This is a genomic window from Echinicola rosea (genome assembly GCF_005281475.1).
GTDB lineage: Bacteria > Bacteroidota > Bacteroidia > Cytophagales > Cyclobacteriaceae > Echinicola > Echinicola rosea.
In genome coordinates, this window is sequence record NZ_CP040106.1 from 104,955 (window position 1) to 128,285 (window position 23,331).

17 protein-coding genes are annotated in these 23,331 nt (G+C 45.8%); 8 read left to right on the forward strand and 9 right to left on the reverse strand.

Features of this window, described 5'->3' with window-relative positions; genetic code table 11:
- Window positions 1-33 precede the first annotated feature (33 nt).
- A complete protein-coding gene (locus FDP09_RS00540; protein WP_137400806.1) occupies window positions 34-1,659 on the reverse strand; it encodes an acyl-CoA carboxylase subunit beta in 1,626 nt (541 codons plus the stop codon).
- Between the two features lie 148 nt (window positions 1,660-1,807).
- Window positions 1,808-2,608 carry an N-acetylmuramoyl-L-alanine amidase family protein gene (locus FDP09_RS00545; RefSeq protein WP_137400807.1) on the reverse strand — a complete coding sequence of 267 codons (801 nt, stop codon included), beginning with the start codon at window positions 2,606-2,608 and terminating at the stop codon, window positions 1,808-1,810.
- Window positions 2,609-2,672: 64 nt separating this feature from the next.
- Here FDP09_RS00545 and FDP09_RS00550 point away from each other — a divergent pair, with 64 nt between their 5' ends.
- The gene (locus FDP09_RS00550; RefSeq protein ID WP_137400808.1) at window positions 2,673-5,435 is read left to right on the forward strand and encodes a putative LPS assembly protein LptD; all 2,763 of its coding nucleotides are present in this window, start codon (window positions 2,673-2,675) and stop codon (window positions 5,433-5,435) included.
- 94 nt (window positions 5,436-5,529) lie between these two features.
- Here FDP09_RS00550 and FDP09_RS00555 read toward each other — a convergent pair whose 3' ends face one another.
- The 4 genes from FDP09_RS00555 to FDP09_RS00570 form a co-directional block, all read right to left on the reverse strand.
- Window positions 5,530-6,747 (reverse strand): arginine deiminase, encoded by a 1,218-nt coding sequence (locus FDP09_RS00555; protein WP_137400809.1) that lies wholly within the window; start codon window positions 6,745-6,747, stop codon window positions 5,530-5,532.
- 195 nt (window positions 6,748-6,942) lie between these two features.
- Window positions 6,943-9,003 (reverse strand): M13 family metallopeptidase, encoded by a 2,061-nt coding sequence (locus FDP09_RS00560; protein ID WP_137400810.1) that lies wholly within the window; start codon window positions 9,001-9,003, stop codon window positions 6,943-6,945.
- A 98-nt stretch (window positions 9,004-9,101) separates the two neighbouring features.
- Window positions 9,102-10,820 (reverse strand): lysine--tRNA ligase, encoded by a 1,719-nt coding sequence (gene lysS / locus FDP09_RS00565; RefSeq protein ID WP_137400811.1) that lies wholly within the window; start codon window positions 10,818-10,820, stop codon window positions 9,102-9,104.
- A gap of 17 nt (window positions 10,821-10,837) precedes the next feature.
- Entirely contained in the window at window positions 10,838-12,034 is a 1,197-nt protein-coding gene (locus tag FDP09_RS00570; RefSeq protein ID WP_137400812.1) for a proline dehydrogenase family protein, read from the reverse strand.
- Window positions 12,035-12,581: 547 nt separating this feature from the next.
- On the opposite strand from FDP09_RS00570, the gene FDP09_RS00575 reads away from it, so the two are divergent.
- From FDP09_RS00575 to FDP09_RS00600, 6 genes are all read left to right on the forward strand, one after another.
- Complete coding sequence (locus FDP09_RS00575) at window positions 12,582-13,685, forward strand: chorismate mutase (RefSeq protein ID WP_137400813.1); 1,104 nt, start codon at window positions 12,582-12,584, stop codon at window positions 13,683-13,685.
- Between the two features lie 25 nt (window positions 13,686-13,710).
- Window positions 13,711-14,748, forward strand: coding sequence for a 3-dehydroquinate synthase (gene aroB, locus FDP09_RS00580; RefSeq protein WP_137400814.1), 1,038 nt, complete (start codon window positions 13,711-13,713; stop codon window positions 14,746-14,748).
- Window positions 14,745-15,959: a 3-phosphoshikimate 1-carboxyvinyltransferase gene (locus tag FDP09_RS00585; RefSeq protein WP_137400815.1), complete on the forward strand. Its 1,215-nt coding sequence runs from the start codon at window positions 14,745-14,747 to the stop codon at window positions 15,957-15,959. The genes aroB and FDP09_RS00585 overlap by 4 nt, the downstream gene beginning before the upstream one ends.
- Before the next feature lie 139 nt (window positions 15,960-16,098).
- Window positions 16,099-16,938, forward strand: a complete 840-nt coding sequence (locus FDP09_RS00590; RefSeq protein WP_137400816.1) for a prephenate dehydratase — start codon at window positions 16,099-16,101, stop codon at window positions 16,936-16,938.
- A gap of 5 nt (window positions 16,939-16,943) precedes the next feature.
- Window positions 16,944-18,104 carry a pyridoxal phosphate-dependent aminotransferase gene (locus tag FDP09_RS00595; RefSeq protein WP_137400817.1) on the forward strand — a complete coding sequence of 387 codons (1,161 nt, stop codon included), beginning with the start codon at window positions 16,944-16,946 and terminating at the stop codon, window positions 18,102-18,104.
- 21 nt (window positions 18,105-18,125) lie between these two features.
- Entirely contained in the window at window positions 18,126-18,974 is an 849-nt protein-coding gene (locus FDP09_RS00600) for a prephenate dehydrogenase (protein WP_137400818.1), read from the forward strand.
- Window positions 18,975-19,052: 78 nt separating this feature from the next.
- Here FDP09_RS00600 and FDP09_RS00605 read toward each other — a convergent pair whose 3' ends face one another.
- Both FDP09_RS00605 and FDP09_RS00610 read right to left on the reverse strand, forming a co-directional pair.
- On the reverse strand, window positions 19,053-19,820 hold the full coding sequence (locus FDP09_RS00605; RefSeq protein ID WP_137400819.1) for an ABC transporter substrate-binding protein: 768 nt from the start codon (window positions 19,818-19,820) through the stop codon (window positions 19,053-19,055).
- A 533-nt stretch (window positions 19,821-20,353) separates the two neighbouring features.
- Complete coding sequence (locus FDP09_RS00610; RefSeq protein WP_137400820.1) at window positions 20,354-20,821, reverse strand: type I restriction enzyme HsdR N-terminal domain-containing protein; 468 nt, start codon at window positions 20,819-20,821, stop codon at window positions 20,354-20,356.
- Window positions 20,822-20,871: 50 nt separating this feature from the next.
- On the opposite strand from FDP09_RS00610, the gene FDP09_RS00615 reads away from it, so the two are divergent.
- On the forward strand, window positions 20,872-22,503 hold the full coding sequence (locus FDP09_RS00615) for an amidohydrolase (RefSeq protein ID WP_137400821.1): 1,632 nt from the start codon (window positions 20,872-20,874) through the stop codon (window positions 22,501-22,503).
- Window positions 22,504-22,585: 82 nt separating this feature from the next.
- Here FDP09_RS00615 and FDP09_RS00620 read toward each other — a convergent pair whose 3' ends face one another.
- Window positions 22,586-23,284, reverse strand: a complete 699-nt coding sequence (locus FDP09_RS00620) for a ComEA family DNA-binding protein (protein WP_137400822.1) — start codon at window positions 23,282-23,284, stop codon at window positions 22,586-22,588.
- Between the last annotated feature and the right edge of the window lie 47 nt (window positions 23,285-23,331).

The following is a 23,331-nucleotide window of genomic DNA, read 5'->3' on the forward strand; positions in this document are numbered from 1 at the left end:
TTCCTTAACTTACCTTAACACTCAAATTTACGATCAAGTTTGTATAACTCCTACATTAAAGCGCTCCTTGATCGGAGAATGGTCAGCTGCCGCAATGCCTACAGACACTACCCTTCTGGTTTCCAGGGGACTGATGACTTCATCCACCCACAGCCTGGCAGCTGCATAGTACGGGCTCAATTCCTCGGTATATTTATCCGAGATTTCCTTGAGCAATTGCGCCTCATCCTCGGGGGTGATCGCTTTACCTTCTTTTTTGAGGGAGGCTACCTTGATCTGCAAAAGCGTCTTGGCAGCGGAAGCTCCTGACATGACCGCCATTTGGGCGGTAGGCCAGCTGACAATCAGCCTGGGATCATACGCTTTTCCGCACATGGCATAGTTTCCGGCACCATAAGAATTTCCGATCACCACGGTAAATTTAGGCACCACAGAATTGGCCATGGCGTTGACCATCTTTGCGCCATCCTTGATTATACCTCCATGCTCTGCCCTGCTGCCTACCATGAATCCGCTGACATCCTGGACAAACAAGAGTGGAACTTTTCGCTGGTTACAGTTCATGATAAAGCGCGCTGCCTTATCAGCCGAATCAGAATATATCACACCGCCCATTTGGAGTTCTCCTGTTTTGGTCTTGACCATTTTTCGCTGATTGGCCACGATCCCTACCGCCCAACCGTCTATTCTTGCGGTCCCGCAGACCAATGTCTGGCCAAAGCCGGGTTTATACTCTTCAAAACTCCCTTCATCTACCAAGGTCTCCAGAATCCCATGCATGTCATAGGGTTTTGCCCGATCCACGGGAAACCGCTCAAAGACTTTCTCCGGCGCCACTGCAGGTGCTTTGGCCGCTTTTCTGTCAAAACCGGCTGTCTCAGGTGCCCCCAGCGTTTCGAAAATCCCCTTTATGGCTGCCAAACATTCCTCGTCATTATCGTATTTATTATCAGTAACACCTGAAATCTCACAATGGGTCGTGGCTCCTCCAAGAGTTTCATTGTCCACACTTTCTCCTATGGCAGCCTTCACCAAATACGATCCTGCCAAAAATATCGAGCCTGTTTTGTCCACAATCAATGCTTCATCGGACATGATGGGCAAGTACGCCCCGCCCGCGACACAGCTGCCCATAATCGCTGCCACTTGCACAATACCCATGGAGGACATTTTCGCATTATTTCTAAACTGACGTCCGAAATGCTCTTTATCCGGGAAGATCTCGTTTTGCATCGGAAGGAAAACCCCTGCACTATCCACCAAATAGATGATGGGAAGCCTGTTTTCCATGGCAACTTCTTGGGCGCGGAGGTTCTTTTTTGCCGTCATGGGGAACCATGCTCCGGCTTTGACAGTGGCGTCATTGGCCACGACGACACACATATGGCCGCTTACCTTGCCAAGCCCCGTAATGACGCCTGCTGAGGGACAACCGCCCTCCTCCCCGTACATACCATCTGCCGCAAAGGTACCGATCTCCAAAAAGTCATTAGGATCGTCCATCAGGTAATCAATGCGTTCGCGAGCAGACAGTTTTCCTTTGGCATGCTCTTTTGCTATACGCTGTTTTCCCCCTCCACGCTTGGTAAGGGTGGTTTTTGCTATCAGCTGCTGGATAAGCTCCAGGTGCTTTTCTTTGGGGTTTTCTAAAGTACTCATGGGTTTATATCTGAATTGATTGGTGAGGAGATTCCTACATCCTCTTCATGTTAAATATAAAAAAATAAGGCGATTTTCAGTACAAAGCCCCAAAAGTACCGCACAAAAAGATCAAATATCAAAGATAAACCGCTTGCTCATTTCCCCATTAATATGCCTCCACTTCTTCCTTGTAAGCTTTGATGGATCGGTAAATGGCCGAGGCAATATAGGCCTGTCCATTTTCACTGTTCAGGTACCTTTCTTCATTGGAATTGGAGAGAAAGCCTGTTTCGATCAGCACACTTGGCATACTGGTGGTCCAAAGCACGTAAAGGGGCAATTGCTTCACCCCTCTACTATGGCGATTTAGCCGGGTTTTAAAATCAGTCTCCACCTTCTGCGCCAGTGACAGGCTATTGGCAAAATAGGCTTTCTGCATCAAATTGATCATCATATACGATTCGGGAGAATTTGGATCAAAACCCTCATAGTTCTCCTTGTAGCCATCCTCTTGGAGAATCACGGAATTCTCCCGCTTCACCACATCAAAATTCCGCTCAAAATGGTTTGACCCCATAACGTAGGTTTCGGTGCCATAGGCATTTGACCCCCTCACAGCATTACAATGGATGCTGACAAACAAATCCGCTTTGTTTCTATTGGCAATATTTGCCCTTTCCTTCAACTCGATAAAAACATCTGTCTTACGAGTGTAGATCACTTCCACATCAGGCACATACTGTTTGATGTATCCTCCTACCTTCAGGGCAATGGCCAATGCCACATCCTTTTCCTTCGAACGACTCCCCATCGTTCCAGGATCCTTGCCACCATGTCCTGCATCAATGACGACCCTGCGCATCTTGAATTTGCGGGCGCCCTCCCCTGCAGGAACAAAGGCGGAAAGCAATGCTGCCAAGGTCAGAAAAAGAATTATTATAACATTTTTGACACTGGTTCGTTTCATAAACATTATTAAGCTTAACTTTACGCAAAATTTAAAAATTTTTGAAGCAAATAGAAGTAAATCGGTGCAGAATATTAAGGTAGCTTATCTTTCCTTTATCCTACTGTTCATTTCTTTCCAGGGTTCCTATGGACAAACCAATCTCCAAAGGCGGCCTGCAGAAAACGAAATCGTAGCTCCAGACCTGTCACCTTTGCAAGACACCCTTGCTCCCACGCTTCCCGACAGTTTAGCACTCAGTGATTCCATTCCCGAAAGTGATACAACAAAGGTTGTGCCCAAAGGAGATATCGAAACCACTATCACTTATACAGCGCAAGATAGTATATTGTCGGATTTCAAGGAAAAAAAGGTCTATCTTTATAACAAGGCAAGCTTCGAATACGGCAATATCCAGCTGGATGCGGATTATATCGAAATCGACTGGCAAAAAAATGAGCTCTACGCCTCTGGAGTGACCGACAGCACCGGCACGGTACAGGGCAGCCCTATTTTCAAGGAAGGCGGCAGCACCTACGAAATACGAAAGGAGATGCGCTATAATTTCAAAACGCGCAAAGCCATTATCTCGGATGTGGTCACCGAGCAACAGGATGGACTATTACGGGGGGAAATCGTCAAGAAAGACGATAATGGGGATGTTTACCTCTATCATGGATATTATACCACCTGTAACTTGGCTGAGCCCCACTGGCACATTTCTTCCAAACGGCTCAAGTCCGTGGAAGGTAAACAAACGATCTCTGGCCCCTTTAACCTTTACTTCAATGGCATCCCCACTCCTGTAGGATTGCCCTTTGGGTTTATCCCTGACCAAAAAGAAGAGCAAGTTTCCGGCATCATCATCCCTTCTTACGGGGAAGAAAGGCGTCGTGGGTTTTACCTGAGGGATTTTGGGTATTATTTTGCATTTAACGACTATATCCACTCCAAAATAACAGGGGAAATCTATTCCAAAGGGGGATATGGTGCCAAGCTGGCCACCGCCTATAAAAAAAGGTATCGCTTCAGTGGTGGTTTCAATGTGGACTATCAGCAATTCAGAAGCCCTGAAACGGATGAAAACCCCTTGGACTATACGACCATGTGGATCAACTGGAGCCACAGCCCGGAATCGCGGGGAAATTCCCGGTTTTCGGCTTCCGTCAATGCCGGTACTACCAATTATAATAACCTGGTGGTAAACCCCAACAATTACATTCGAAATACCAATTCGGAATTCACCTCCAATATTTCCTATAGTAAAACCTTTACCGGAACACCTTTTAGCATGTCTGCCAATCTAAGGCATTCCCAAAATGTGCAGACCAATGAGGTAAGGCTGATCCTTCCAGATATCTCTGTCAACATGAACAGACAGACCCCTTTCAGGAATTCGAGTTTCGAGCCACTGAAAACCCTGAATTTTGCCTGGAACTTCAACGCCCAAAACTCAATAGACAATGCAGAGGTACCTGTACTGGGCGTGCAGGATGATTTCCTTCAGAATGATGCATTTGAAGATGATGTGGAAGCACCAGATGTAATCCCCTTTACTTGGGCCAATCTACCAAAACTGCTCAAACAAGCAGAAAACGGCTTCCGTCACACCCTCCCGGTATCTTCAAACTTCACACTGTTCAAGTATTTCACAGGAACAGCCAGTTTCCAATACACAGAGCTTTGGTATTTTGATAGGATCAACTACTACTATAATGCCCCTGAAGAGCGGGTAGATAAAATTTTGGAAAATGGCTTCAGCCGGGTCGGCTACTACAACACTTCGTTCAATATGGCGACGAACGTATATGGGTTCTACCGTTTCAAGCCAGACTCCAAACTGGAAGCGATCCGCCACCATATCCAGCCCACCATTGGCATGTCCTTTACACCTGATTTTTCTGATCCCAAATACGGATATTATCAGCAAGTACAGACGGATGCAGAAGGCAACACCCAGCTTTACAGCCGATTCCAGGGCTACCTTTACGGCGGCGCTCCAAGGGGAGAGTCGCGTTCATTGAATGTGTCCATTAGGAATACCCTGGAAGGAAAGAAAAGGGTGGAGAATGACAGCACGGAAGCCACTACGGAGAAGTTTCCGCTACTGCAATCGTTCAATATTTCCACCAGCTATAATTTCGTCGCCGATTCATTCAATTTGGCTCCCATCAACATGAGTACACGGACGACCTTCTTCGATAATAAAATCTCTGTTGCCCTATCGGCTACACTCAATCCCTATGCTACTGCCAGCTATACTGATGGAACAGCAACCTACTACCGAAGGATCAATGAATATGCGTGGAAAAACGGTCAGGGCATTGGCTCCATCAGCCGGGCAAACCTGAACCTGAACGGTAGCTTCAACCCTAATGGATCACCTGAAAAAACTCCTGCAGACACCCGTGAAGAGCTCACCAATGAGTACCTTCAAGACGGCGGACAGATGAACGAGTTTGTAGAAAATGAAATCGAACGCATTGCCAACGATCCCAGCCAATACATTGATTGGAGCATCCCCTGGAACATCAATTACGGCTACAACCTGAGCTACAGCAAAAATGACCGTACCGGCGACACCAATATCACACAGGCCTTAAACGTCTCGGGTGATCTCAGTCTTTCCGACAAATGGAAAGTGAATTTCAATACCGGCTACGACTTTTCTACCGCTAAAATCACCCAGACCATGATCGGCATCGCCCGTGACCTCCACTGCTGGCAGATGAATGTCAGTTGGATACCATTCGGGGCATTTACCAGCTATAACATCGACATCCGCGTCAAGGCCAGCATCCTTCAGGACTTGAAAGTTTCGAGGAGAAGGTCCTTCTTTGATTATTAGAATAGAGCTGTAGAGCTGAACAGTTGGGGAAAAGTTGGCAGGTTAACACATAACAACCTCTCAATGTTCAATGCTCCACACCCACAACCCTTCACTAAATCTTCGACCTGCTCAGCGGCATGGTCATGCACCTCGGCCCGCCCAGTCCCCTGGAAAGCTCGGAAGAAGGAATGTCCAACACCTCCACGCCCATATCACGCAGTGCCCGATTGGTGTGCTTGTTTCTTCGGTATGAAATCACTTTTCTCGGCCCGATGGCAAAGACATTGGCACCGTCAAACCATTGCTCTCTCAGGGCATAATCCTTATTGCCGTTACCGCCCAAGTGAATGATTTCGAGATAGGGGATTTCCTTTTCCAAGACGGTCAATAAAGACTCTTTCAGCACCGTCCGCTTGATGTGCACTTGGTCACCGTCCTTGCTTTTGAGGGTATAGAGCGATGTTTGCAGTACCGCTTCCATGGCATCGGGATAGGTCAGCACAAGGTTCTCATCCAAAACGGTAAACACCGTATCCAAGTGCATGAAGTTTCGCTTTTGGGGAAGATGCACTTCATAGACTCGCTCCACAGTTCCCTCAGCAAGCAAGCTCTTGGCCACATGATAAATGGCCTTTTCGTCTGTTCTTTCAGAATTGCCAATGGCCACTGCTTTATCGGAAATTACAATGACGTCCCCACCCTCGATACATGCAGGGGCCTTGTGCCCATCGATGGGATAGATTTTGTTTACCTTATCCTTGAATAGTGAGTGGTTTTCAAAAATCGACCTAATGACATTGGCTTCACGCTGGCGCCCCTCCATTTTCATACTGGAAAACACCACTCCTCCAGGAGTCAGCGCAATAGGATCCCGCTGAAAATAAAGGTTTGGACATGGGGGAATCACAAAAGCAAAATCCATCAAATCCACCAAGGGCAATTTACTGATTTTCTTTTTCAGTTCATGTACTTTTATGCCCGCGATCAGCGCAGTAGCACACTCAGATGTGGAGAGCCTCCCAAGAATACTTTCGGTAAAATGCGACAACCTGCTATACGAAAGTGCTTCCTCCATCATTTTAAAAAGAATATCATCATCAGACATGGTCTCCATTAGCAGCTCATGGAGGCTATATACCGTGGCTCCGGTGGTTTGTTTGATGATATTGGTAAAATAATCATGCTCTTGCTGCATCGCTTCCAAATAAGGAACATCCTCAAAAAGCAGCAGTTCCTTATTGTAAGGGGTCAACCGGTCTATTTCTTTTCCCGGCCGGTGCATCAATACGGATTTTAGTGTTCCAAATTCAGAATTTATTCTCAGATCCATAAAGTAATATATTCGCTAAAATTTCAATAATATTAACAAATTAAGTATTTTTTTATTAAAACATAAAAATAAGCCTTAATAAATTACACCCAAAACAAAAAGAACGACATTAAATTTTGCCGTCCTTTTAAATACTGCATCTTTATTTCAGCCACAAGAACTACCCGTTCTTTTGGCCTGTTGTATTCAATTCCATTACCAAATCCGCACCCTTTCCTCTGGGGATTTGTACATCTCATCACCTTCCTTCACATCAAAAGCCTCATAAAACGCATCGATATTGACCAGTGGCCCATTTCCTCTATACTGTGCAGGAGAATGGGGGTCAGTTTGAATCTGGGTTCTGAGGGCCTCCTCTCTGCTTTTCATTCTCCAAATAGTCGCCCAAGATATAAAGAAACGTTGCTCAGGTGTAAACCCATCTATTTTTTCAATATTGCCGTGCTCCTCAAGATGCCGCTGTAAACCGTCGTATGCCACAAGCAAACCGCCCAGGTCACCAATATTCTCGCCCAAGGTAAGCGCTCCTTTTACATGCACTCCATCCAGCGGCTCATAGGCATCAAACTGCGCTACCAACTGTCCAGTGCGTTCATCAAAATTCTCCCTGTCTGCATCCTGCCACCAGTTTTTAAGATTACCGGCTGCATCATACTGACTGCCCTGGTCATCAAAACCATGGGAAATCTCATGGCCAATCACCGCTCCTATTCCGCCATAATTTACCGCTGCATCTGCCTTATAATTGTAAAATGGCGGCTGGAGGATACCAGCCGGGAACACGATCTCATTCCAAGTGGGATTATAGTAGGCATTGACAGTTTGTGGAGTCATGAACCACTCATCCTTGTCAATGGGCTTGCCCAGCTTTTCTATGTTCCGCTCAAAATTGAAACGGGAAGAAGCCAGCACATTTTCATAATAGGAGGCCGTTTCGGGATCACCGTTCACCTCCAATGCACTGTAATCTTTCCATTTGTCCGGAAAACCTATCTTGACATTAAAAGTCCCCAGTTTTTCCAATGCTTTGGTTTTGGTCTCCTCCGACATCCAAGGCAAGTTTTTGATGCGTTCGCCCATGGCTACCAAAATATTGTCCACCATTTCATTGGCCTTATCTTTGGCTTCCTGAGGGAAGTACTTTTCCGTATAAAGCTTCCCAATGGCCTCTCCTGCCGCCCGCTCGGTGGTGCCCAGCACACGCTTCCATCTTGGCCGCATTTGATCTGTTCCCTGAAGCTCTTTGCCAAAAAAATCAAAGTTGTTCTGTACTAAGGAATGGCTCAAATAAGGAGAAGCCGCATCGATCACATGCCATTTAAAGTAATCCTGCCAAGTCTCAGCAGGCACTTCATTCAGGACTGCTTCTATTTCTTCCATAAATCTGGGCGTGGAAACGATGACTTCGTCCACATTGGCGCCCAAAGCTGACAAATAACCTTCCCAATCCAGCGAAGGAGTCAATGACTTCATTTCGGTGACCGCAAACTTGTTGTAGCGCCCCTCAGGATCCCGTAGCTCAATTCGGGTTTTACTGGCTTTTGCCAATCGGGTTTCCAAGGCCATTACCTCCTTGGCAGCGGCTTTTGCCGCATCTTGAGTATATCCGATAAGACCAAAAGTTCTTTCCAAATGGGCCAAATATTTTTCCCTGATTTCGGTAAATTTCTCATTGTCCTCGGTATAGTAATCCCGGTCAGGAAGCCCCAGACCACCTTGGGAAATATACAGGGCCATGGCGTTGGAATTTTTCAGATCTGTATTGACGCCAAGTCCAAAAAAGGCTCCACCTCCGTGCTGCTGCTGATAGGCCAAATACTCCTGCAAAGAAGCCTTGTCCGAGATCTTATCGATTCGCTCAAAGATAGGCTTGACTGGTGCCAATCCCCGCTTTTCTGCCAGTAAGGAGTCCATACCGATTTGGTAAAATGACACGGCTTTTCCTTGGTCTGAAGTGGCGGAAAACCCCTCGTCATTCATGGCCTCTTCCAATACCGTAAGGACGGCTTCATTGTTAAACTCCCTTAGTTCATTAAAACTGCCCCAGCGGCCTTGATCTCCTGGAATTTCTGTTTTTTCAATCCATTTACCATTGACAAAACCAAAAAAATCATCCTGCGGGCGGATGGTACTGTCCATATTGCCCAAATTAATGGCCTCGACTTTATCCTCTTCATGCGACTCCTTGGGAGAGCAGCCCGCCATCATGGCACCTGCCAATCCCAAGCCCACGGCAAATTGTAGTTTTTTTCTCATCTGTTATAATTTGATAGGTTTATATTTTACTGGGGTGAAGTTAATAAAAAAACCGAATCGGAAGGATTCGGTTTTTTTATTTTAATGTTCCGGTCTTTTTAAACCAGCCAACTGGCCACGTCCTCTTTGCTAGGATTCTTGACTTCCAGCTTCAGTTTTTTACGCTTTCCGCATACATCGTTGAAGAGCTTATTGACGTCCTGCTCTTTCAGTTGCTCAATGGTGTGTATGTTCAGCTCACGGATGGCAGGGATCAGCCCAGCATCGATACCAAGGGCAATAAAATCCTCATCCGTGGCAATCTTCACTTTCTTCTCTGGACGCATTTGCGGGAAGAACAGCACTTCTTGGATGGTGCTGTTATCGGTCAGCATCATGGTCAGCCGGTCAATACCGATGCCCAATCCGGAAGTTGGCGGCATGCCATATTCCAGTGCTCGCAAGAAATCCTCATCCATAGCCATAGCTTCATCATCGCCCCTTTCGGCCAATTTCAATTGATCCTCAAAACGCTCCCGCTGATCGATCGGATCGTTCAATTCCGTATAGGCATTGGCGATTTCCTTTCCATTGACAAATAGCTCAAATCGTTCCACCAAGCCTTCTTCCGTGCGGTGCTTTTTGGCCAAAGGGGTCATTTCGATCGGATAATCCGTGATGTAAGTGGGCTGGATCAAGTGCTCTTCTACCTTCTCTCCAAAGATTTCATCGATCAATTTTCCTTTGCCCATGGAATCATCCACCTCGATTCCAAAATCCGAACAAACTTTTCTCAACTCCTGCTCGTCCATCTTGCTCACATCCACTCCCGCATATTCTTTGATGGAATCAAACATGGTCAGCCTCTTGTAAGGACCGGCAAAGTCAATTTCATTCTCTCCCACTTTCACTATGGAGGTATCATGGACAGAAACGGTCACTTTTTCCAACAGGTCTTCTACCATCTCCATCATCCACACATAGTCCTTATAGGCCACATATATTTCCATTGAAGTAAACTCCGGATTATGTGTACGGTCCATCCCCTCGTTCCGGAACATCTTACCAAACTCATATACCCCATCAAAGCCCCCTACGATCAATCGCTTCAGGTAAAGTTCATTGGCGATCCGTAGGTATAGCGGCATGTCCAGTGAATTATGGTGAGTCCCAAAAGGCCTGGCAGCAGCACCACCATGCACAGCTTGAAGAATAGGAGTCTCTACTTCCAGCCAACCGTGGTCATCAAAATACTTTCGCATATTGGTAATGATCCTGGAGCGGGTCAGAAACACATTTTTCTTTTCCGGATTTACCGTCAGGTCCACATACCGCTGGCGATAACGCAATTCTGGATCGGTAAAGCCATCATATACATTCCCCTCTTCATCCCGCTTCACTACAGGAAGGGGTTTTACGGACTTGGAAAGCACCGTCAACGACGTCACATGAAGGGAAATCTCTCCGGTCTGTGTTGTGAAGATGTAGCCTTTCACACCGATAAAGTCACCAATGCCCAAGAGCTTTTTAAACACTTTGTTATAGAGCGTTTTGTCCTCATCTGGGCAGATATCATCACGACGTACATAAATCTGCAATCTTCCTGAGGAATCTTGGATTTCGGCAAAAGACGCGGATCCCATGATCCTTCTGCTCATCAACCTTCCCGCTATGGCAATATCCTTGTAGTCGTTCTTGTTGTTTTCATAATTCTTATGAATATCCTCAGCAGATGCATTGATGGGAAATTGAATGGCCGGATATGGATTGATGCCCAGCTTCATCAACTCTTCACGGTCTTTCCGTCTTTCTATCTCTTGTTCACTCAGTAATTGCATAGCAATGTAATGTATTGTTAAATTATTGTTTTCTTGAGTGACGCCCGTCGCGCCATCTCATTTTTGATCAATTCAAACTCTCTACTACTTTGACCAGCCACACTGGTATTTTCCGATGCTCTTCTATAAAGATAGGGCATCACCGATTCCACGGGTCCATATGGCACATATTTGGCCACGTTATAACCTGCAAAGGCCAGGTTATAAGAAATATTATCACTCATCCCGTACAATTGGGAGAAGAACACCCGCTTGTCATTGGCCTCCACCCCGTGTAGGTTCATCAGCTCGGTGAGAATAATATTGCTCAGTTCGTTGTGGGAGCCGCTGACCAGATAAATCCGGTCTTTATTTTCCATGCTGAACTTCAGTGCATCGTTGTAGGCGTTGTCGGTGTCTTCTTTGGTATCATGGATGGGGCTGGGATAGCCTCTATCCTCCGCACGGTCCCTTTCCTTTTCCATATATGCTCCACGAACCAATTTGGCTCCTACATGATAGCCTTTCAGTTCTGCTTCTTCATGTGCCTTTATCAGAAGTCCCAGCATATCTTTTCGGTACATCTGAAAGGTATTGTACACGATGGCCTTCTCTTTATTATACTTCTCCATCGCCTCATAGGCCATGTCGTCAATCACATCCTGAAACCAACTCTCCTCCCCATCTATCATAATGCGGACATCATTTTCATACGCGGCCTTACACAGGGTATCCACCCTGTCCTTTAGCCGCTCAAAAGCCTCCTGTTCCTTGGCACTTAACTTTTCTCCCGCTTGGACCTTTGTCATGATTTTGTAGCTTCCCAGCCCAGTAACCTTAAATACCGAAAAAGGAATCTCACTGGCTCCTGCAGACCGCTTTATGGTCCTTAATATTTCGTCCCTTGTAAAATCATAACTCTTCTCAGTCCCTGTCCCCTCTACCGAATAATCGAGAATGGTACCAATGCCAAATTCCTGTAACTCTTTTATGGACTTGGCACAATCCTCCACACTTTCACCTCCACAAAAGTGGCCAAATATTGTTTTTTTCATAATCCCCTTCACCGGTAACCGCAACTTAAAGGCAATCGCTGACAAGTTTGTACCTATCGATACCGCCCAGTTCTTGTCCATTACCGCAAAGAAAAGATACATTTTTCTGAGCTCAACATCCGTCCTGGATGCAAAGGCAATTTCAGTATTTTCAAAAGAAATATTGGGTTTTGTATTCATCGTTTTGAATCAAGGTGCAAATATATAAAAAAACACATCCTGACTACCTTAGCCAGTGCAAATAATCTTGCAAGAAACTTGCCACAATCCCTTCACCATACTTCCTCAATAAGGCTTTATCTAGTCTATTTGACATCTTTTTCCAATCTAATACGCTAAAACGGATTTATTCATATAAATCACTAAAAAAACACCGCCAAATAATCCTTTACACCAATCCCTCTAACCACACTAGAACTGAAATATAATACGGTAAATACCCCTAATCACTTCACCTTTATACCGTCAACACGCTTCTCAATTCAAAACTTAAGTATTCAACAAAAAATTAATCTATTTTTTATTGGTTTTTAAAAATTCACCAACTAATTTTGGAACCATGATAAAACAAGCAGCTAAATATTTTACCTTTTTCTTTTTTTACTTTCGTCCAAAAGGTCGAATCGGAGCTGTTTATTGCCTGAATGAAAAATAAAAATTCAAACATAAACTAAAAAGCCCGATTCGAAAGAGTCGGGCTTTTTTTATTTACAAACCAAATTCAACAATGAAAGATCACTTGAAAACATCGGAATGGGGACTGGGCCTCAAAGGACATGTCATTATCGCCGGGCCTTGTAGCGCCGAAACTCCCGAGCAGGTAGAGAAAGTCTGCCTTGAAATGAAAGAGCAAAACATCATCCCTTCCATGTTCCGTGCGGGCATTTGGAAGCCAAGGACTCGACCGGGAAGCTTCGAAGGAATCGGTGAAGACGGCCTGAAGTGGATGGAGATCGTGCGCAACCACCTCAATATCCCCATCACCACAGAGGTAGGCAATACCGCTCACGTAGAACTTGCCCTTAAGCACAAGGTGGACGTGCTATGGATTGGCGCCAGAACCACCGTCAACCCATTCGCCGTTCAGGAAATCGCCGAAGCACTAAGAGGTACCGACATCCCCGTAATGGTAAAAAACCCGATGAACCCTGATCTTCAACTGTGGATCGGCGCGTTGGAGCGACTGCATGCAGTGGGCATCAACAAGCTGGCAGCTATCCACAGAGGATTCAGTGACGCCTACGATAAACGTTTCAGAAACAAACCAAACTGGTCCATGCCCATTCACCTGAAAAGAGAATGGAAGGGAATGGAAGTGATCAATGACCCCAGCCACATTGTCGGCAAAAGAGACGGTATCCTTGAAATCTCCCAAAGGGCCATTAATTTCGGACTGGACGGCCTGATGATCGAAACCCACCATGATCCTGACAACGCCTGGAGTGATGCCAAACAGCAAGTAACCCCTGCCCAGCTAAAAGATATCCTGTCCAAAATCGACTTCAAAAACACCCTTGACGCTGAAAAACCAAGCGAAAAACTACATGATCTCAGAACAGCAGTAGACCATATGGACGACCAGCTGATCGACCTGCTTGCTGAAAGATTCTCAGTAATCGATCAGATTGGAGCTCACAAAAGAGAACATAAACTCACCGTTTTTCAGTCTGATAGATGGAAAGAAGTAATGGACTCCAGAACTGACAAAGGAGTTAAAAAGGGACTTAGCGAGAAATTCATGAAAGAATTGCTATTTTCGATCCACGAAGAGTCTGTAAAAAGACAAGAAAAGCAACTGAGAGCCGGTGACCCGGTCAACAAAAACGCCTAACTGAGATTTAAACATAATCGATCCATTGGAATCAATCATTTTCTCCACGCAAATCGCACCAGACTTGGAGAGGTTCTTGAAATCAAAGAACTTCTCCAAACTTGGTGTCATCACTGATAGCAACACATACAAGGCCTGCTATCCCCTCATTAAGGATGCCCTTCCAGCACATGAGCAGTTTGCTTTTGAAGCAGGCGAGGTCAACAAAACCCTGGACACCTGCCAAAAAATCTGGCAATGGATGACCGATTGCGGATTTGACAGAAAATCACTGATCATCAATCTTGGAGGAGGCGTAACGGGCGACATGGGTGGATTTTGTGCCAGCACTTATAAACGCGGCGTAAGGTTCATCAACATCCCCACTACGCTGCTCTCCCAAGTGGACGCCAGCGTCGGTGGCAAACTCGGAGTGGATTTCAACGGCTTCAAAAACCACATCGGAGTCTTTAATGAACCTGAAGCGGTCATGATTTCTGCAGCATTTCTGACAACGCTTCCCCTTCCAGAACTCCGGTCAGGATATGCAGAAGTCATCAAACATGGGCTGATCAGGAATGAGAACTATTTCAACAGCCTAAAGCTTCAGAACTGGGAAAACCAAAGCTGGACGGAGATCATTGAAAAGTCCGTGTACATCAAAAAAGAAGTGGTCACCAAAGACCCCAAAGAGGAAGGACTTCGTAAGATCCTGAACTTTGGCCATACGGTCGGACATGCAGTGGAGTCATTTTACCTCGACACCAAACGACACCTGCTGCACGGGGAAGCCATTGCCATCGGAATGGTCGCAGAGGCTTACTTATCAGAAGCACACATCAGGTTTCCCAAAGAAAGCCTAAAAACCATAACCGAAAGCATCCTTACAGTCTTCGGGAAAGTGGAAATCCCAGCAGAAGACCTCGAAACTATCGCACAACTTTGCTTTCAGGACAAGAAAAATGACGGCAAAACCATTAACTGTTCCCTACTGAAGAAAATCGGGGAGTGCGATTACAATATTGCCGTAAGCCTGGAAGACATCATCAATTCGCTGCATTTTTACAACACCCAACATCCATGAACGACATCACATTGCCCGTCAAACAACGTTTTGACGAAGTAACCATACCATTACCTTCTTCCAAAAGCGAAAGCAACAGGGTCTTGATCATCGATGCCTTGACAGAAGGCCCTAACCAACTGTCCAACTTGGCAGAAGCCCGCGACACGCAGACCATGATCCGTCTGCTAAAGGAAGACCCGGAAACCTTGGACGTTCTTGACGCAGGTACCACCATGCGTTTTTTGACAGCTTATGCTGCCCTGACCAATCGGCACAAGACACTCACCGGAACACCACGGATGTGTGAACGGCCTATCGGGATCTTGGTGGATGCCCTAAGAACAATTGGTGCAAAAATAGCCTACATAAACAAGGAAGGCTACCCACCGATAGAAACCCAAGGCTTTGAAAAGCAACTGGCCAACAAAGTGCAAATAAGAGGGGATGTGAGCAGCCAGTATATCTCCGCCCTTTTGATGAACGCCCCTTTATTGCCCGAGGGCCTCACCCTTGAACTCACCGGAAAAATCGGTTCCAGGACCTATATTGAAATGACCCTAGCGTTGATGAAGCAATTTGGCATAGCCTATTCCTTCGAAGGAAACATCATTAAAGTAGGTCCTCAACAGTACAAAAACACCACCTTTGCGGTAGAAAGCGACTGGTCCGGTGCGAGCTATTGGTTCAGCTTACTGGCCTGTGCCGAAGAAGGTACCTTTTTCCTGAAAGGCCTAAAAGAAAACAGCCTCCAAGGTGACTCAAAGATCGTGGAGATCATGGATAAGCTTGGGGTGCAAAGTGAATTTACAGAAGATGGCATTTTGCTGACAAAAAAAGCCGTGACAGGACTGGACAGCTTTGATTTTACCCACTGCCCCGACCTTGCCCAAACGGTCGCGGTCACCTGTGCCCTACTCGGGCAAAAAAGCCAATTTACAGGACTGGAAAGCCTCCGCATTAAGGAAACCGATCGAATTTACGCCCTACAACAGGAATTGGCAAAATTCAACGCCAAACTGGAAGAAGGCGAAAACGGGGTATTTACCATCATCCCGTCCACCAGTATCCCCGAAAAGGTGAGTATCGAAACCTATGATGACCACAGAATGGGGATGGCTTTTATGCCGTTGGCAACGCGTACAGAAGTAACGATTATAGACAAGGAAGTTGTCAACAAATCTTACCCTAGTTTCTGGAAACACTGTATATTAGCAGGGATAAAGGCCTAGTCAGACCAATCATTTACAACGTACATCTGCAATTGCCGATTTAGCATTTCGCATCGGTATGCGGATGTAGAGGATCAGTAGCCGCAATACCGCTGCCTATATTATTGCTATTTATTTTCATAATTAATTGGACAAATAAGTGACCTCGACTCCACAACAGCAAAAAGTAGCCATACAGGGCATAAAAGGCTCTTACCACTATCAAGTGGCACTCAATCAATTTGGCCAGGACATCCATGTGCTCGAGTGCCTGACATTTTCGGAACTGGTCAAAAAAATCACTTCCAATCAGGCCGACATTGGGGTTTTGGCACTGGAAAACTCCATAGCAGGAGCGATCCTTCCCAATTATGACCTGATGGACAGAAACAACCTACAGGTGATGGGGGAATTTTACCTTCCCATTTCACATCAGCTGATGGTATCAAAGGGGCAGTCGATTGAAGACATCACGGAAGTCCGTTCCCACCCGATGGCGCTACTGCAGTGTAAGGCATTCTTTGAACAATATCCCCAAATCAAACTAATAGAGGATATGGACACGGCATCCGTGGCCAAGGAAATCAGCGAACAAGGCCTCAAAGGAGTGGGTGCCATTGCCGGAAAATCTGCGGCTGAGTTTTATAAGCTGGACATTCTGGCCAGCGACATCCAAACCATCAAAAACAACATCACCCGCTTCTGCATTGTTAAAAATGCAGCCGATGCCAAGCCGGCCGAAGGGTTTGACAAGGCCTCTATCAAGGTAATCATCAAAAATGAACAAGGCAGCTTGGCAAAGGTCCTCACCACTATGAGTACCTACCAACTCGACCTGACCAAAATCCAGTCGCTTCCGGTAATCGACCAACCTTGGCATTATGCTTTTTTCATTGACTTGATTTTTAAGGATCTGGAAGATTACCGTCAGGCCTTAAAAGAACTGAAGGAAAATGGTCATCAAATTAAAATATTGGGGGAATACAAAAACACTAAATAACCACCATGATAGCTCCAGCAGATCGCCTCGGCAATGTAAAGGAATATTATTTTTCCAAAAAATTGCGTGAGGTCGCCCGTCTCAAATCCGAAGGACACCCCATTATCAACATGGGTATAGGCAGTCCTGACCTCCCTCCACACCAGGATGTCATCGACGCCCTGAACACAGTCAGTCAGTTACCAACGGCGCACGGTTATCAAAGCTATCAGGGCATTCCTGAACTCAGGGAGGCCATTGCTGATTTTTACAAAAAAAATTACGGTGTCTCGCTCTCTCCTACCAATGAAATCCTGCCGATGATGGGATCCAAAGAAGCCATCATGCACATTTCTTTGGCCTATCTCAACCCTGGGGACAAGGTGCTGATACCAAATCCCGGCTACCCCACCTACTCGTCGGTCACAGAACTCGTCGGCGCCAAAGCGGTATTTTATGACCTAAAAGGCGAAAACCAATGGCTTCCAGACTTTGACCAATTGGAAACATTGGCGAGCACCGGCATCAAGCTTATGTGGCTCAACTATCCCCACATGCCCACTGGAGCCAATGCCTCAATACAGACACTGGAAAAACTTGTGGCTTTTGCCAATAGGCATCAGATTTTGTTGGTCAACGACAATCCTTACAGCTTTATCCTCACCAAAAAACCCGTAAGCATCCTAGCCGTGGACGGCGCAAAGGACATCGCATTAGAGCTCAATTCGCTCAGCAAGACCTTTAACATGCCAGGATGGCGGGTCGGAATGCTGTGCGGCCAGCCCTCCTACGTACAGGAAGTACTAAAGGTCAAAAGCAATATGGACTCAGGAATGTTCCTAGGCATCCAAAAAGGCGCCGTTGCAGCCTTAAAACTGGACAAGAGCTGGTTTGAAGCGATGGACACCATATATCAAAAACGTCGGGAGGCGGTTTGGAAATTGGCCGATAGAGTTGGGGCCATTTGCGAACGTGAAAGCTCAGGGATGTTTGTATGGGCAAAATTAGCAGACCAAACCGACCCCATGTCCTTGGTCAACAAACTATTGTACGAAAACCATATCTTTATCACTCCAGGTGATGTTTTTGGAAGCAATGGCCTTGGATACATCAGGTTTTCACTTTGCGTACCGGAAAACCTCATCCAAGAGGCCTTTGACCGAGTAAACAGCTCGTGGACCAAATAAACTGAAAAAATAACGATCCATATGAAGCACATTCATATTATAGGACTTGGACTTTTGGGAGGCTCGTTTTCATTGGGCCTAAAAAAGGTTTTTGCGGGAATTAACGTCACTGGTTTTGACAAAAACAAAGCCCACTTGCAGGAAGCGCTTTCCCTCGACATCATCGATCAAATCAGCGAACAAGTCCCAAAGGATGCTGATTTGGTCATTGTGGCCACCCCAGTGGATACGATCAGCAGCATTGTTGCCAGTTTGCTTGATGATGTATCCCCGGAGACACTCATCTTGGATTTTGGCTCCACCAAGGAAAAAATCTGCACCACCCTCGCAGCACACCCCAACAGAAAAAACTTCCTGGCGGCCCATCCCATCGCCGGTACAGAATATGCCGGGCCATCCGCCGCCTTTCCGGATCTGCTAAGGGGTAAGATCATGATTCTATGTGAACTCGAAAAGACGGCCATTCATCTTAAACCAAAGGCTTTTGAGGCATTTGAGTCACTCGAAATGAACATCAGGTTTATGGAACCACAGGAGCACGACAACCAACTCGCCTTTGTCTCCCACTTATCCCATATCAGCTCCTTTATGCTCGGCAAAACGGTACTGGACAAGATGGAAGACGACAAACATATACTGAACATGGCGGGAAGCGGATTTGCATCCACCGTAAGACTGGCAAAAAGCTCTCCGGCAATGTGGACTCCTATCATGAAGGAAAACAAGAGAAATATCCTTGAAGCCCTGAACGGCTACATCGAGAACTTGGCCGCTTTTAGGGACCACCTCACCAGTGACCAGTTTGAGCAATTGGATGAAAAAATGAAAAACGCCAACCAAATCGGCGACATTCTGAACCTAAAACCCTGAATTCGATCCATTTTTAACCACATTTCACTAACCAAATGGAGGACAAAAGGCTGATCAGCTAGCGAAAAACGGTAGGATTCACAGCGACCTAAGGTACTCCCCCGCAAGTCGTAACCTACTTCCATACCAAGAAAAAAGTTCACCATCCACCAGCAACACCCGTGTATTGGGGAGTTCGCTCTGAAAGGCCCTGACATGTTTTTCCTTAAATGGAAATGGTTCCGAACTTAGCAAAAGACAATCAGGCTTCAGTTGCTTTATTTCCGCCATCGTTACCGCAGGATACCGATCCTGAGCAATCAGGTTTCTGAAGCCCGCATGGGTCAACATCTCATCAATGAACGTTGAACCTCCGGCGGCCATAATTGGGGCCTGCCAAATCAGATAGATGGCTGTCCCCCTCTGGGCAGTACCTCCCCAAAACCCTTGACAAACGTCTTTAATAAGTTGAGCTGCTTCCTCCTGCCTGTTGGTGAGGTGACCAATTTGCCGCATCATTTGCAGAGCATCTTCCAAATTAAAAATATCACTCATCCAAACGGGATATTTCTCTGCCAGCTGCTCGATCCCCTCTTTGTAATTCTCCTCTTTGTTCCCAATGATCAAATCGGGCTGCAACTTATCGATCACCTCAAACCGGAATTTCTTGGTACCCCCGACGATAGTTTTTTCCTGACGCAGCCTTTTTGGATGAACACAAAACTTCGTAATACCGACCAACTGCTCTTCCAAGCCCAAATCAACCAGTAACTCCGTCTGAGAAGGCACCAGGGAGACAATGCGTTGGGGAATGACCGGGATGGTCACTTCCCTATCCATTTGGTCCATGTAGGATTTCTCTTTCATATGATATCATTCTAAGATCGAAACTAAAAAAAATTCCCCGAATGCTCCGAGGAATTTTTTGACATTAAACCGTATGAAGAAATTTTTGATCAATCGTATCGTAACGCATGGCGTGAGAAACAACCTGCTCTACCCCACTCTTCTCTTTATTTATATTTGGGTCTATACCCTGAAAGGGCATATACAACTCAAAAGTAAAAAAGTTTTTGAAATATAAAAACTTTCATTTACCTATTTTTAAAAACCTATAAACCCATATAAAACTTACAAACCAAAAATAAAACAAATATTAAATCAATGGTCTATACACCCAAAACACCACCTTTTAATTTAAAAAAAACAATCAATAGCGATTTAATAAAATATAAAAATCTAAAAAGTGATTTTTACAAAACAATATATCACACAAAAAACCATTAAATCTTAAATCAACCCTTCAATCCCCAGAATGAAAAATAATTTCGTTTTCTTAACAATGGAATTGTCCATCCAACGACCTCGTCACAAATGACAGAAGAACGGGTTTACAAAAGCTAAAAAGCAGGGAATTCCCGAATCTGTTTATAGGTCCCCGAACCAGCATCATACTGCAAACAAATATGTTGCATTCCGTTACTAATGGCCATAAAATGTGCTTGAATGGTTTTGTTATACATGCAGACCTGCTCCACCACTTTCTGGCTGAGTTTTACTTCTGGGGCCTTACACTCCACCAAGAGAAAGGGACTTCCTGTACGGTCAAGCACCAAAATATCAAACCGTTTTTTTAGCCGGTTATATTCCAGTCCTTTCTCGAGTGCAAAAAGGCTTTTTGGATAATTCTTGTACGCTATCAAATAGTAAATGATGTGCTGCCTGACCCACTCTTCCGGGGTCAAAATCAAAAATTTCTTTCGTAAAGCATCAAAAATGGTTAATTTCCCACTTTCTGAAGTAAGATGGAAATCAGTAGTGGGCAAATTTAACGGAATGTTCAGAAAGGGATAATCTACAGCTGTCATACCACAAATATCCAAGCTTATTTGATCAATTAAAACCAAGTCTGACAAAAATGAAAAGAATTTATATCATTCTGTGTGGCATGATCCTTTTACTAGCCGCCTGCAAAAAAAAGGAAAACGTTGACCTCATTGTTCATAACGGACTAGTCTATACGGTCAACGACACCTTCGACCAGGCAGAGGCTTTTGCGGTCAGAGACGGAAAATTCATTGAGGTCAATTCCAGCGATGAGATTCTAAGCAAATACACTGCTCCTAGCATCATTGACGTAGGGGGAAAGTTCATTTACCCCGGCCTGATCGATGCGCACACACATTTTTATCGGTATGGCACTGGACTAAAAATAGCAGACTTGACAGGACTTACTTCCTTCGAGGCATTGGTGGCAGCAGTTAAAGAGCACCGCAAAAACCACCCTAACCAAGCTTGGCTCTTGGGTCGCGGATGGGACCAAAACCTCTGGCCAGGGAAAACCTTTCCAGAAAAAGACTTACTGGACCAGGCGTTTCCTGACACCCCGGTACTGCTATCCCGAATCGACGGCCATGCCGCCATCGCAAATCAGAAAGCATTGGACATGGGAGGCATCACTGCTAGCACCGATATTCTGGGAGGAAAAGTAATCCTCAAAAACCACCAGCCCACAGGTGTTTTGATCGACAATGCCATCGACGAGGTTTCCTCAAAAATCCCTGAGATTTCCACAAAGGAGTCTCGACAGGCATTGCTGGACGCGCAGGAAAACTGTTTTGCCGTAGGGCTCACCTCCGTGGTGGATGCTGGCCTCGACAGATCTACCATAGACCTCATTGAAAGCATGCAGAAAGAAGGCAGCCTCAAAATGCGCGTCTATGCCATGATCAATCCTACTGAGGAAAACAAAGCATATTATTTCGAAAAAGGGCCATTTCAAAGCGAATCCCTGACGGTCAGAAGTTTTAAAATCTACGGCGATGGGGCGCTGGGATCGAGAGGTGCTTCCCTGCTGGCCCCATACCATGACGCCCCTGATGAACTCGGTTTTTTGCTGAACACCCCTGAAAACTTCCTGTCCCTAACAGAAGAAATCCACGATCATGGCTTTCAGATGAACACGCACTGCATCGGGGATTCCGCTAACCGCACCTTACTGAACATCTATGCCAAAGTGCTCATGAAAGAAAATGATCAGCGGTGGAGAATAGAACATGCTCAGGTGGTCAACCCTAAGGATGTCGAAAAATTCGCTGCCTATAACATCATCCCATCTGTCCAACCCACTCACGCTACTTCTGATATGTATTGGGCGGAAGACCGACTCGGCCATGAAAGGATCAAGCATGCCTACATCTACAAAGACCTCATGGAGCAAAACGGACTTATCGCACTGGGAAGCGACTTTCCAGTAGAGAACATCAATCCCCTTTATGGCTTTCATGCCGCAGTGGCACGCCAAGACGCGAACAACTGGCCTGCTGAAGGGTTCCAACCAGAAAACAGTCTTACCCGGAAACAGGCTTTGAAGGGCATGACGATATGGGCGGCCTATGCCAATTTTGAAGAAAACCTTAAAGGAAGTATTGAAAGCGGGAAGCTGGCGGACTTTATCATCACCAGACGGGATCTGATGACTGCCCCCGAGGAAAGCTTGCGCAACATCAACGTAGAAGCTACCTTCATCGGTGGCGAAAAAGTACATTGACGCCGTAAACCAGCCGAATGAAAATCCTCGGTCTCCATTTGCAGAGCACCTAGGAGAGCCATCCCAAAGGACGCCCCGTACATTAGTCCAGCAGGAGATACGGCCTTACCCGATCCAGCCAATCTTTTGACAGGATCTTAATTTGGAGCAAATCATCTACTTGCTTGTATTTGCCATGTTGGTCACGATAAGCCACAATCACCTTGGCTTCACCATAACGGATATAGGGATGGGCGGCCAAATCCTGCGGTTCAGCAGCATTTAGGGAAAGTTGACGGTCTATGGAAGGCGTAAAGGTGAAATATTCAAACACCCTTTTGGCCACATCTACTTTTAGTCCATAGACATCCAGTAATTGTTCTTGTCGGTGAAGTCCCCCCAAACGCTCCCGAAACTTCACAATCCTCGCAGCAAGGGTAGGGCCAATTCCCGGCACCACCTGCAAGACCACTGAATCAGCCTCCGCAAAATCCATTTTGTTGAGCACCGGTTTTTTCCGCTGGTATTCTTCCCATCTTCCCGTATCCAGCTTCAACTGTCTATCGGCCACCTGGAAAAACATCCCTGAAGATGAATCACGTTCCATTACCGACAACAAACTGTCCGCCTGCGTAAGGTAGCGTTGATACTGTTCCGTTGCGGCTTTATGTTGATACCATTGCACTGCTTTGGGCACAAATGCCAAAACCAGCAACACAGGAATCACCAGTAAAAATCCATTGGATTCTCGCTGTGTAAAACCGAAATATTCCTTAAAAAAATAGCGTAGTTTCTTTTTCATAATCCCTGATACATCACCAGTGTCCACTTAAACCCTCATTATGCACT